The organism is Bacillus sp. FSL E2-8868 (assembly GCF_038005505.1).
GTDB lineage: Bacteria > Bacillota > Bacilli > Bacillales > Bacillaceae_G > Bacillus_A > Bacillus_A mycoides.
In genome coordinates, this window is record NZ_JBBOTI010000001.1 from 467,013 (window position 1) to 478,926 (window position 11,914).

Here is an 11,914-nt window from a genome sequence, read left to right on the forward strand (position 1 = left end):
AGAAAAAGGGGAATTTTTATGGGAACAGAATTTAATGGTTTATTTGATGAATGGGCTCATACGTACGACTCATTTGTACAAGGCGAAGATATACAATATAAAGAAGTTTTCGCCCATTATGAGGACATTTTAGAGGATGTAGTTAACAAGTCATTTGGCAACGTATTAGAATTCGGTGTTGGTACTGGCAATTTAACAAATAAATTATTACTTGCTGGTCGCACAGTTTACGGTATAGAACCGTCACGCGAAATGCGTACTATTGCAAAAGAGAAATTACCAAAAGAGTTTTCAATTACAGAGGGTGATTTTCTTTCATTTGAAGTCCCAAATTCAATCGATACTATTGTGAGCACTTACGCATTTCATCATTTAATAGATGAAGAAAAAGACGTAGCAATTGCGAAGTATAGTCAATTGCTAAACAAAGGTGGTAAAATAGTGTTTGCTGATACGATATTTGCAGATCAAGATGCATATGATAAAACTGTCGAAGTAGCAAAACAAAGAGGTTTTCATCAGTTAGCAAACGATTTGCAAACAGAATACTATACACGTATTCCGATCATGCAATCTATTTTTGAAAACAATGGCTTCCACGTAACGTTTACGAGATTAAATCATTTCGTTTGGGTAATGGAGGCAACTAAGCAATAGAAAGAGGGATTAGATTGAGAATTGCTGTAATTGGAGCAATGGAAGAAGAAGTACGTATTTTACGTGACAAACTAGAACGAGCAGAAACAGAAACTGTTGCAGGTTGTGAATTTACGAAAGGGCTATTGGCAGGACATGAAGTAATCTTGCTAAAGTCTGGTATTGGTAAAGTAAATGCAGCGATGTCAACGACAATTTTATTAGAAAAATATAAGCCTGAAAAAGTAATTAATACTGGTTCAGCTGGTGGATTCCATCACTCTCTAAATGTTGGTGATGTAGTTATTTCAACAGAAGTTCGTCACCATGACGTAGATGTAACAGCATTTAACTACGAATATGGTCAAGTGCCAGGAATGCCACCTGGATTTAAAGCTGATGAGGCATTAGTTGCATTAGCTGAGAAATGTATGCAGGCAGAAGAAAATATTCAAGTTGTAAAAGGTATGATTGCAACAGGTGATTCATTTATGAGTGATCCGAACCGCGTTGCAGCAATTCGTGATAAATTTGAGGACCTTTATGCAGTAGAAATGGAAGCAGCAGCTGTTGCGCAAGTATGCCACCAATATGAAGTTCCGTTTGTTATTATTCGTGCACTTTCTGATATTGCGGGTAAAGAATCAAATGTTTCATTTGATCAATTTTTAGATCAAGCAGCTCTTCATTCTACAAACTTTATCGTAAAAGTACTAGAAGAGTTAAAGTAATGTAACAAAAAGGCAACTGTCTCATATAAAGAAAATACATACAGTTGCCTTTTCTTTATTGGCAAATAAGGGGGAGAACACGATGAATGTATATCGTGGAGTTCATGAGTTGATTGGTCATACACCAATCGTGGAAATTACTCGTTTTTCACTTCCGAAAGGAGTCCGTTTATTTGCAAAGCTTGAATTTTACAACCCAGGCGGAAGCGTTAAGGATCGTTTAGGAAGAGAATTAATCGAAGATGCACTAGAAAAAGGGCTTGTTGCAGAGGGCGGAACAATTATTGAACCGACGGCTGGAAATACCGGCATTGGACTGGCACTTGCAGCGTTAGAACATGATTTACGCGTTATTGTTTGTGTACCAGAGAAATTTAGTATTGAAAAACAAGAAATAATGAAAGCACTAGGTGCAACGGTCGTGCATACACCGACTGAGCAAGGAATGACCGGCGCAATTGCAAAGGCAAAAGAATTAGTAAATGAAATACCGAATTCATACTCTCCAAGTCAGTTTGCGAATGAAGCAAACCCTCGTGCTTATTTCAAAACATTAGGTCCTGAACTTTGGGATGCGCTGAATGGAGAGATTAATATATTTGTTGCAGGGGCAGGAACTGGCGGTACGTTTATGGGAACTGCGTCTTATTTAAAAGAAAAAAATATTGATATTAAAACGGTTATTGTAGAACCAGAAGGATCTATTTTAAATGGCGGTAAAGCTGGTTCACATGAAACAGAAGGGATTGGTCTTGAATTCATTCCACCATTTTTAAAAACATCTTATTTTGATGAAATTCATACGATTTCTGATCGAAATGCATTTTTACGTGTAAAAGAATTGGCGCAAAAGGAAGGCCTTCTCGTTGGAAGCTCTTCAGGAGCGGCATTTCATGCAAGCTTACTTGAGGCAGAAAACGCAGCACCAGGTACAAATATTGTAACGATTTTTCCGGATAGCAGTGAGCGCTATTTAAGTAAAGACATATACAAAGGATGGGAATAAAAAATGAGAGCAAAGACAAAGTTAATTCATGGTATTCGCATAGGAGAACCTTCAACTGGATCTGTAAACGTGCCGATATATCAAACGAGTACGTACAAACAAGAAGCAGTTGGTAAGCATCAAGGATATGAATATTCACGAACAGGTAATCCAACTCGTTCAGCTTTAGAAGAAATGATTGCAGTGTTAGAAAATGGTCATGCTGGATTTGCATTTGGTTCAGGGATGGCAGCTATTACAGCAACTATTATGCTATTCTCAAAAGGAGATCACGTCATTTTAACAGATGATGTTTATGGCGGTACGTATCGCGTTATTACAAAAGTACTAAACCGTTTCGGCATTGAGCATACATTTGTAGATACAACAAACCTAGAGGAAGTTGTAGAAGCAATTCGCCCAAATACGAAAGCGATTTATGTGGAAACACCAACGAATCCATTACTGAAAATTACTGATATTAAGAAAATATCCGCTCTTGCTAAAGAGAACGATGTATTAACAATTATTGATAACACATTCATGACGCCATATTGGCAGTCGCCAATTTCTTTAGGAGCAGACATTGTACTTCATAGTGCAACGAAATATTTAGGTGGGCATAGTGATGTAGTTGCAGGCCTAGTAGCTGTAAATAGCCCGCAACTAGCAGAAGACCTTCATTTCGTACAAAACTCAACAGGAGGTATTCTTGGACCACAAGACAGCTTCTTACTACTTCGTGGTTTAAAAACATTAGGAATTCGTATGGAGGAGCATGAAATAAATTCACGCGCAATTGCTGAGTTTTTAAATAACCATCCGAAAGTAAATAAAGTATATTATCCAGGTCTTGAATCACATCAAAATCATGAATTAGCAAAAGAACAGGCGAACGGATTTGGTGCAATCATCTCATTCGATGTAGATAGTGAAGAAACATTAAATAGAGTACTTGAGAAGTTACAGTACTTTACACTTGCTGAAAGCTTAGGAGCAGTAGAAAGTTTAATTTCCATTCCATCACAAATGACACATGCATCAATCCCAGCAGATCGCCGTAAAGAATTAGGAATTACAGATACATTAATTCGAATCTCTGTTGGTATTGAAGATGGAGAAGATTTAATTGAAGATTTGGCACAAGCACTAGCATAGTAAAAATGCACTGCTAATATAGAGCAGTGCATTTTTATTATATCAATTTGTGAAATATTTCACAAATTAGACATACACAAATGAAATGATTTCATGTATATTGAATTCATGAAATGTTATTCACGAACAAACTTGTGAAATGTTTCACAAGCGATGGGATTCATGTAGGAAGGTAACTCTATTTTTTTACGCTAATCGGGACTTTTTATGACCTATAGGGACTTATGAAGTCCAAGATAGCAGAATAGGAGGAAATTTACATGGTAGTCAAAGAGAAAGTTGTAAATGAAATGCAAGAGGTAAAAGAGATGATTGATACGTTAGTAGATAACGGTCAAAAAGCTTTACAAGCATTAGAAAGTTTTACACAAGAGCAAATTGACAACATTGTTCATGAAATGGCGCTTGCGGGTGTCGATCAACATATGCCGCTTGCGAAGTTGGCTGTTGAAGAAACGGGCCGTGGCGTATATGAAGATAAATGCATTAAAAATATTTTTGCCACTGAATATATTTGGCATAGTATAAAGAAAGATAAAACGGTAGGAATTATTCATGAAGATCCTCATGAAGAAATAATAGAAATCGCAGAACCTGTCGGTGTAGTAGCTGGGGTAACGCCAGTAACAAACCCAACATCGACAACAATGTTTAAAGCATTAATCGCGATAAAAACGAGAAATCCAATTATTTTCGCATTTCATCCTTCTGCACAAAACTGTTCCGTTGCAGCGGCAAAAACAGTATATGATGCAGCAGTGAAAGCTGGTGCACCAAAGCATTGTATTCAATGGATTGAAAGACCTTCTGTGGAAGCAACGAAACAATTAATGAACCATGATGGTGTCGCACTCGTTCTAGCAACTGGAGGGGCTGGTATGGTGAAATCGGCTTATTCTACTGGTAAACCCGCGCTAGGTGTAGGGCCAGGTAATGTACCATGTTATATAGAGAAATCGGCACATGTAAAACGTGCTGTTAATGATTTGATTTTATCGAAAACATTTGATAACGGTATGATTTGTGCGTCAGAACAAGCCATCATTGTAGATAAGGAAATCTATAATGATGTTAAAGCAGAAATGATTGCAAGTAATTGTTATTTTGTAACAGAGGAAGAGAGAAAGAAATTAGAAAAGCTTGTTATTAATGAAAATACATGTGCAGTAAATAGTGATATTGTTGGGAAATCAGCACAGTATATTGCTGAATTAGTAGGAATTACTGTACCTGAACATACAAAAATGCTTGTAGCTGAAATTAAAGGCATCGGAGCAGCGTATCCACTATCTCGTGAGAAACTGAGCCCAGTGTTAGCTTGTGTAAAAGCAAATTCATTAGAAGAAGGATTTACATATTGCGAAGAAATGTTAGAGCTTGGTGGCCTAGGGCATTCAGCGGTTATCCATTCTACAAATAAAGAAGTACAAAAACAATTTGGGTTACGTATGAAAGCCTGCCGTCTCATTGTAAATGCACCTTCATCACAAGGTGGAATTGGTGATATATATAATGGATTTATTCCATCACTTACGCTTGGTTGTGGCTCCTACGGGAAAAACTCAGTTTCCCAAAACGTAACGGCGACTCATTTATTAAATATAAAAAGGTTGGCAAATAGAAAAAAGAATATGCAGTGGTTCAAATTACCACCCAAAATTTATTTTGAAAAACATGCGACAGCATATTTAGCAAACATGCCTAACATTTCCCGCGCATTTATTGTAACGGATCCAGGGATGGTTGAGCACGGTTATGTAGATACAGTTACGCACTATTTACGTAAGCATGCAAATGATGTGAAAGTTGAAGTTTTCTTTGAAGTTGAGCCAGATCCATCAGATGAAACTGTATTTAAAGGTGCGGACATGATGAAAAGCTTTAAACCAGATGTAATTATCGCGCTTGGTGGCGGTTCAGCTATGGATGCAGCAAAAGGGATGTGGTTATTCTATGAGCACCCAGAAACGACATTCTATGGAATAAAACAGAAGTTTTTGGATATAAGAAAACGTACATGTAAGTATCCGAACTTGGGAAATAAAGCACAATTTGTTGCCATTCCAACAACATCAGGGACGGGATCAGAAGTGACGCCATTTGCGGTTATTACAGATAAGAAAAATAATATTAAATACCCGCTTGCGGATTATGAATTAACACCAGATGTAGCGATTGTTGATCCGCAATTTGTAATGACAGTACCACCTCATGTGACGGCAGATACTGGTATGGACGTATTAACACATGCAATTGAAGCGTATGTGTCTGTTCTGGCAAATGACTATACGGATGGTTTAGCATTAAAAGCAATTGATCTCGTATTTAAATATTTACCGAGAGCATATAAAAATGGAAATGATGAAGAAGCACGAGAAAAAATGCATAATGCTTCCGCAATCGCAGGGATGGCATTTGCAAATGCTTTCCTAGGTATTAATCATAGTTTAGCACATAAAATTGGACCGGAATTCCATATTCCGCATGGACGTGCGAATGCAATTCTTATGCCGCACGTAGTTCGCTATAATGCTATTAAGCCAAGAAAACACGCATTGTTCCCAAAATATGAGCACTTTGTGGCTGATGAACGCTATGCACATATTGCGAGAATGCTCGGGCTTCCAGCAAGCTCAACAGCGGAAGGTGTGGAATCACTCGTCCAAGCAATTATTGAGCTTGGAAAAAGCTTAAATATAAATATGAGTATTGCAGGACAAGGAGTTGCTAAAGACCAATTTGAAGGGGTTGTTGGATTATTAGCAGAAAGAGCTTTTGAAGATCAATGTACAACAGCTAATCCAAAATTACCGCTCATTTCAGAGCTGAAAGAAATCTATATGGAAGCATATAAAGGCGTATAATAGATAAAAAAGAGCCGCGAGTAAGCGGCTCTTTTTTACTTTGGAAAACATCTCCCAGATTGGTTCTATTTACTTGTCTTTAAGCTTGATAGAATGTGATAAAGTGAGGATGGGAGTGATAAGCAGATGAAAGAATTACAAGAAAAAATAGCAGATTATACCCGGTTTGCACAAGTACTTTTAGCTATAAGTACATTTTTAATGATCGGTTTATTAATTCCAAGTGGAATAAAAAGTATGGTACAGTCTTTTGTTATGATGGGGAGTATTATTGTATTTTTAGTTCTTGCTTTTTTCTTCTTTAAGCGTGTTAGAACGATGCGTGATCAATTAGAGGAGAGCGAATATGAAGAAAATTGTTAAATAGGGCGCTACGAAAAGAAGAAATCTTTTTGTAGCGTTTTTTCATTTTTGTAGAAAATGTATGCGTTTCATATTGACAATGATAATCCTTATCAATTAAAGTAGAATAGTAGTTAATGATTATTATTATCAATTAGAGGTGAAAGAATGAACAAATCTATTACGCTGTTCACAGCGATCTTATCTATTTTTTTCTTATTAATAGGTTGCAGTGCAAAAGAAAACGAAAAAGCATCCGCAACAAAAACAGACAAAGGAACAGACAAAATCGAAATTACCGATCTCTCAGACAGAAAGATAACATTCAATAAAGTTCCTGAAAGTTTTGCTACGTTGAGTATGGGAGACATGGATATTATTCATGCTTTAGGTGGAAAAATAGTAGGTCGTCCTGATACAAAATTAACTCTCCCAGAGGAATTAAAGAAAGCACAAGTAATCGGGAATGCACATCAACCGAATTTTGAGCAAATTGCTAGTTTAAAACCGGATGTACTTGTTGCTAACAATGGATTCCAAAAGAACATTCCAACGGTCGAAGGACAAGGAACAAAAGTAATCATTTCTTCAGCCAACTCTGTAAAAGATATTCAAAAGGGTATTGAAATGTATGGAACAGTAATGAAGAAAGAAGATAAAGCAAAAGAGCTTAACCAAAAAATTAATGATCAAATGAAGAAATATGAGAAAAAGAGTGATGTTAAAGCGTTGCTAGTTTATGGAGCACCAGGCACTTATTTAGCAGCATTACCAACATCTCTATCAGGGGATATTTTAGAAAAAACAGGCGGGAAAAATATCGCAGCTAGTTTTCCAGAAATGAAAGAGTATCCGCAATATGCACAGCTAAGTGTAGAACGTATTATTGAAGCAAATCCAGATGTGATTTATTTAATTACACATGGAGATCCCAATAGTGTGAAAAAAGCATTTGAAGGCGAAATGATGAAAAATGAAGCATGGAAAAATTTAGATGCAGTAAAACAAAATCGTGTAGTTATTTTACCACCAGATTTATTTGGATCAAATCCTGGGACGAAAGTTACAGAAGCGATGGACTTTATGTATAAAAGTATACAAGATGTAAGGAAATGATAAGTATGGAGAGTAGTGAAATAGTAAGAGAAAAGGAACATCCTTTTGCGAGAAAAAGGTGGATAATAACAGTTACTTTAGTCGTATTAACTGTTCTAGGTCTTTTTTATGGCCTTTTTGCAGGGAGCTTATCTTTTTCTTTACGAGACATTATAGAAGGTATACAAGATGAAGGTTCGACAGTTCATCGAATTGTATGGGATCTTCGTATACCGAGAGTGCTCGTTGGTTTTATAGTAGGAACGTGTTTAGCTGCATCAGGAGCATTATTGCAAGGGGTTATGAGAAATCCTCTTGCAGATCCTGGAATTATCGGAGTTTCATCAGGAGCAGGTCTTGTAGCAATTATAATCATGATTTTATTTCCTCAACATATGGCATTCTTACCACTAGGAGCGTTTTTAGGAGCTTTTATTACAGCAATGGTCATTTACGCACTATCATGGCAAAAGGGGGCGCCACCTTCACGAATTGTATTAGTAGGTGTTTCAATAAACGCCTTAATTGGTGCAGCGACTTCAGCGCTAATGTTATTACATAGCGACAAAGTACAATCAGTTTTACCGTGGTTAGCTGGTGGTATTGGTGGTGTTAGTTGGGCACATTTAAATATGATTATTTACTATGCGATATTCGCTATTATATTAGCTTTCTTCGGTATTAAACATATTCGAGTATTAATGCTTGGGGATGAAATGGCAAAATTATTAGGATATAACGTGGAAAGAAGTCGGTTTTATTTAATAGTAGTAAGTACAATGTTAGCTGGAATAGCAGTTAGTGTTTCTGGTCTTATTGGATTTGTCGGTCTTGTTGTACCGCATATGTTACGTTTATTAGTTGGAAATGACTATAAATATTTACTGCCATTATCATGCCTTGGCGGTGGGATATTACTTGTTTTTGCGGATGCGATAGCTCGAAGTTGGTTCGATCCAATCGAATTGCCTGTTGGTATTTTATTGTCCTTCTTAGGTGGTCCGTTCTTCTTATATTTAATCCATAGAGGAGGAAAACAACGTGATTTCCGTTAACAAAGTGTTTTACGCACATTCTGAAAGATTTCAAATGCAAAATATGAATGTACATATTAAAGCTGGAGAAATCGTTAGTTTAATCGGTCCGAATGGATCGGGGAAATCTACTTTGCTTCGTTTAATAGCACGGCTACTTAAACAAAGCGAAGGAGACATCATTTTAGATGGGGAAAATATTTATACGATGAAGAGTGCAGATGTAGCGAAGCAATTAGCGATGTTACCACAAATGCACGATCATCAATTAGATTTAACAGTGAAAGAACTAATAGAGTTCGGAAGAGGTCCTCATAAATCATGGAGTAGTCGCTTAAATAAAGAAGATGAAGAAATTGTTGATTGGGCATTGTCTGTTACAAAGCTTGAAGGGTATGAATATCGTCTTTTACAATCCTTATCAGGAGGAGAAAGGCAACGTGCTTGGATTGCAATGACGCTTGCACAACGCACAAATGTCTTACTATTAGATGAACCAACAACCTTTTTAGATATCGTCCATCAGTTAGAAGTAATGGAACTTGTTAAACGATTAAACGAAGAGTTTGGTATGACGATTGTAATGGTTTTACATGATATTAATCAAGCGGCTCAATATAGCGATCGTTTACTCGTATTAAAACAAGGGAAGATTCAGTATGATGGCGTACCAGAAGAAGTACTATGTCATCAAATGTTTCAGCGTGTATTTGGAATTGAAGTTGATATATTCCAAGGGAGTGACAAGCCATTTTTTACACCGAAACGAATTTGTGAAAAGGGAGAAGAGAGATGCAAACAGACGAGCGTATTACCACTGAGTTAGTAAGGGAATTTGTTATGGCAGCTCACGGAGATCTAGAAAGAGTACAGGAGCTTTTGGCCGAATCACCAAGCTTACTTCATGCTTCTTATAATTGGGGTGGCTCAGATTGGGAAAGTGCCTTAGGAGCAGCGGCCCATGTAGGCCGTAAAGATATTGCTCTTTATTTACTGGAAAAGGGAGCTCGGATGGATATTTTTGCAGCAGCTATGCTGGGTGAACTTGAAGTCGTACAAGCCATTTTAGTAGCACAACCAGAGGCATTACGTGCATCTGGCCCACATGGCATCTCTCTTCTTCAACATGCACGAATGGGTGGAGAAAAAGCTCAGCGTGTATTTGAGTACTTAACAGTGCTTTCTTAATGACCGCAAAGTTCTTATGTGCGGTAAACTTTCCACTCAAAGGATTGGAAGGTTTACCGCCCGTTAGAACGGGATAAGTATCTAGTATATTTGAAAATCCTACACCCCCTCAATTGTAGCTTTCTTTATACTAGTTATGATATGGATGCAGTAGACACTCTTTTGTCTACTGCTTTTTTTTGATATAATACACTTTTATAAGATTGAATTTTCTTTCTTTTTGGTAACTTTCTTGATATGAATTATTCAACACTTACGTAGTTTGAAATATGTTGTTATGTAATGAGGTTCAAAATGATGGGAGTGAATAAAAGAGTGTTCCATACAGATCGCTTACAATTTCGCAAATATACAATGGATGATTTACCATTTTATGCTTCTTTATGGGGGGATGAGAAGGTAATGCGCTATATTGGAAATGGAACGTTAAAAACATTTATGCAATGTAAAAAAAGTTTGGAGGAGAGGGTATTTCCAAATTATAAAAATGGTCTCGGTTTATTTGTAATGATTGAAAAGGAAACAGGGATAAGAATTGGTCATGCAGGACTTGTCAAGCAGAAGGTAGATGGAAAAGAGGAAATTGAGATTGGCTATTGGCTACTTCCTAAGTATTGGGGGAAAGGGTATGCGAAAGAGGCTGCGGCGGCATTTCGAGACTATGGTTTTCAAGCATTACAAATGAATAAATTAATTTCACTTATTAATCCGAACCACCCAGCTTCAATATTTGTTGCTAGAAAAACAGGGCTTAGTTATGAGAAAACAACTTCATTTCATGAGATGGATGTTCTCGTTTATTCCATTAAGCGGGTTGGATGAAAAAAGGTGAATTGCATTTTTTGGAGAATGGTATATAAAAAATAAAGGGAGGGATTACATGTATATTTATCATAATGGACTAATTATTCGTGAAGGAACGAATGGAGTGCCAGCATATGCGATTAAGACATTATTTGAAGATGCTGGCTGGAGTAATGATAATATCCCTTCTTGGCAAATTGAAAAGTTTACGATTGCATTTGAAAATTCAACATGGGCTTTCACAATTTGGGATGAAGAAGAAATGGTCGCGATGGTTAGAGTTATTTCTGATCAAATCATGGTTGCTAACATAGTAAATTTAGTTGTGAAGTGTGAGTATAGGGGGAAAGGGTTAGGTAAGAAACTTGTAGCTCTTTGTTTACAAAAGCTTCCGCATGGCGATTGGTTTGCGCATACGTCCGCTAACAATTTTGATTTTTATAGAAGTTGTGATTTTGAAGTAAGAGAGTTATCAAGAAATGGAACATGTGCGTACTATGGGTATCAAGTGGCAAAAAAGGAAGGGCATCGATAACTTATAAGGTAATAAAGAAAAAGGATTGCTATTTTAATAATATAAACTGAACTGAGACTCATTTTGTGATAAAATAAAAGAAAATTCAGTTTATTAAACGGGGGATAAAAATGAATGTAAAAGTTGGGGATATATTTAAATACGAAAGAAGATTTACCGAGGAAGAAGTTTTTGAATTTGCAAATATTACAGGCGATAAAGGTAGACATCATATGGAATATGATGAGAATGGACGATTAATGGTCCATGGTTTATTGACTGCTAGCATTGGGACGAAAGTAGGCGAAGAGTTACATTACATAGCGAGGGAATTAGTAAGTGAGTTTATTAGACCAGTTTTTACAGGAGATACGGTTACTTGTGAATTAACTTTAACAAATATTGAGCAAATGGAAGGATATAAAAAAGTTTCAATTGAGTCAGTTTATCGCAATCAACATGAAAAGACCGTACTAGTTGGGACGAGTTATGGAATTATAAGGGAATAAAAAAGAAGCCTGTTACGATGATATGATCCCCTTATAGTAGACAGGAAAAAGAAA

Annotated in this window: 13 protein-coding genes; all 13 read left to right on the forward strand. The window is 36.7% G+C overall.

All coding sequences use genetic code 11. The features are described from left to right. Window positions 1-18 precede the first annotated feature (18 nt). A complete protein-coding gene (locus tag NSS74_RS02505; protein ID WP_002015267.1) occupies window positions 19-657 on the forward strand; it encodes a class I SAM-dependent DNA methyltransferase in 639 nt (212 codons plus the stop codon). 14 nt (window positions 658-671) lie between these two features. Next, window positions 672-1,367, forward strand: a complete 696-nt coding sequence (gene mtnN / locus NSS74_RS02510; protein ID WP_002143209.1) for a 5'-methylthioadenosine/S-adenosylhomocysteine nucleosidase — start codon at window positions 672-674, stop codon at window positions 1,365-1,367. Between the two features lie 82 nt (window positions 1,368-1,449). Continuing rightward, window positions 1,450-2,373, forward strand: a complete 924-nt coding sequence (locus tag NSS74_RS02515; protein WP_016100595.1) for an O-acetylserine dependent cystathionine beta-synthase — start codon at window positions 1,450-1,452, stop codon at window positions 2,371-2,373. Between the two features lie 3 nt (window positions 2,374-2,376). Then, on the forward strand, window positions 2,377-3,510 hold the full coding sequence (locus NSS74_RS02520; protein ID WP_098635921.1) for a bifunctional cystathionine gamma-lyase/homocysteine desulfhydrase: 1,134 nt from the start codon (window positions 2,377-2,379) through the stop codon (window positions 3,508-3,510). A gap of 260 nt (window positions 3,511-3,770) precedes the next feature. Continuing rightward, window positions 3,771-6,374, forward strand: a complete 2,604-nt coding sequence (gene adhE, locus NSS74_RS02525; protein WP_215588506.1) for a bifunctional acetaldehyde-CoA/alcohol dehydrogenase — start codon at window positions 3,771-3,773, stop codon at window positions 6,372-6,374. Between the two features lie 126 nt (window positions 6,375-6,500). After that, window positions 6,501-6,737: a YrhC family protein gene (locus tag NSS74_RS02530; protein ID WP_002034123.1), complete on the forward strand. Its 237-nt coding sequence runs from the start codon at window positions 6,501-6,503 to the stop codon at window positions 6,735-6,737. Window positions 6,738-6,884: 147 nt separating this feature from the next. Further along, the gene (locus NSS74_RS02535; RefSeq protein WP_002015260.1) at window positions 6,885-7,832 is read left to right on the forward strand and encodes an ABC transporter substrate-binding protein; all 948 of its coding nucleotides are present in this window, start codon (window positions 6,885-6,887) and stop codon (window positions 7,830-7,832) included. A gap of 5 nt (window positions 7,833-7,837) precedes the next feature. Then, window positions 7,838-8,866 (forward strand): FecCD family ABC transporter permease, encoded by a 1,029-nt coding sequence (locus tag NSS74_RS02540; protein ID WP_002015259.1) that lies wholly within the window; start codon window positions 7,838-7,840, stop codon window positions 8,864-8,866. Continuing rightward, the gene (locus NSS74_RS02545) at window positions 8,853-9,671 is read left to right on the forward strand and encodes an ABC transporter ATP-binding protein (protein ID WP_002129193.1); all 819 of its coding nucleotides are present in this window, start codon (window positions 8,853-8,855) and stop codon (window positions 9,669-9,671) included. Before NSS74_RS02540 ends, NSS74_RS02545 begins: the two co-directional genes overlap by 14 nt. Further along, window positions 9,638-10,033, forward strand: coding sequence for an ankyrin repeat domain-containing protein (locus NSS74_RS02550; protein WP_002129192.1), 396 nt, complete (start codon window positions 9,638-9,640; stop codon window positions 10,031-10,033). Before NSS74_RS02545 ends, NSS74_RS02550 begins: the two co-directional genes overlap by 34 nt. Before the next feature lie 294 nt (window positions 10,034-10,327). Continuing rightward, window positions 10,328-10,855, forward strand: coding sequence for a GNAT family N-acetyltransferase (locus tag NSS74_RS02555; protein ID WP_002143201.1), 528 nt, complete (start codon window positions 10,328-10,330; stop codon window positions 10,853-10,855). Window positions 10,856-10,913: 58 nt separating this feature from the next. After that, the gene (locus NSS74_RS02560) at window positions 10,914-11,372 is read left to right on the forward strand and encodes a GNAT family N-acetyltransferase (RefSeq protein WP_002015252.1); all 459 of its coding nucleotides are present in this window, start codon (window positions 10,914-10,916) and stop codon (window positions 11,370-11,372) included. Between the two features lie 110 nt (window positions 11,373-11,482). After that, the gene (locus tag NSS74_RS02565; RefSeq protein ID WP_002015250.1) at window positions 11,483-11,860 is read left to right on the forward strand and encodes a MaoC/PaaZ C-terminal domain-containing protein; all 378 of its coding nucleotides are present in this window, start codon (window positions 11,483-11,485) and stop codon (window positions 11,858-11,860) included. Window positions 11,861-11,914: the final 54 nt, after the last annotated feature.

Bases quoted from the DNA above. Each gene is read 5' to 3' on its own strand.
- NSS74_RS02515 (WP_016100595.1), top strand. From the start codon at position 1,450: ATGAATGTATATCGTGGAGTTCATGAGTTGATTGGTCATACACCAATC.
- adhE (WP_215588506.1), top strand. From the start codon at position 3,771: ATGGTAGTCAAAGAGAAAGTTGTAAATGAAATGCAAGAGGTAAAAGAG.
- NSS74_RS02530 (WP_002034123.1), top strand. From the start codon at position 6,501: ATGAAAGAATTACAAGAAAAAATAGCAGATTATACCCGGTTTGCACAA.
- NSS74_RS02565 (WP_002015250.1), top strand. From the start codon at position 11,483: ATGAATGTAAAAGTTGGGGATATATTTAAATACGAAAGAAGATTTACC.
- NSS74_RS02540 (WP_002015259.1), top strand. From the start codon at position 7,838: ATGGAGAGTAGTGAAATAGTAAGAGAAAAGGAACATCCTTTTGCGAGA.
- NSS74_RS02555 (WP_002143201.1), top strand. From the start codon at position 10,328: ATGATGGGAGTGAATAAAAGAGTGTTCCATACAGATCGCTTACAATTT.
- NSS74_RS02550 (WP_002129192.1), top strand. From the start codon at position 9,638: ATGCAAACAGACGAGCGTATTACCACTGAGTTAGTAAGGGAATTTGTT.
- NSS74_RS02535 (WP_002015260.1), top strand. From the start codon at position 6,885: ATGAACAAATCTATTACGCTGTTCACAGCGATCTTATCTATTTTTTTC.
- NSS74_RS02520 (WP_098635921.1), top strand. From the start codon at position 2,377: ATGAGAGCAAAGACAAAGTTAATTCATGGTATTCGCATAGGAGAACCT.
- NSS74_RS02560 (WP_002015252.1), top strand. From the start codon at position 10,914: ATGTATATTTATCATAATGGACTAATTATTCGTGAAGGAACGAATGGA.
- NSS74_RS02505 (WP_002015267.1), top strand. From the start codon at position 19: ATGGGAACAGAATTTAATGGTTTATTTGATGAATGGGCTCATACGTAC.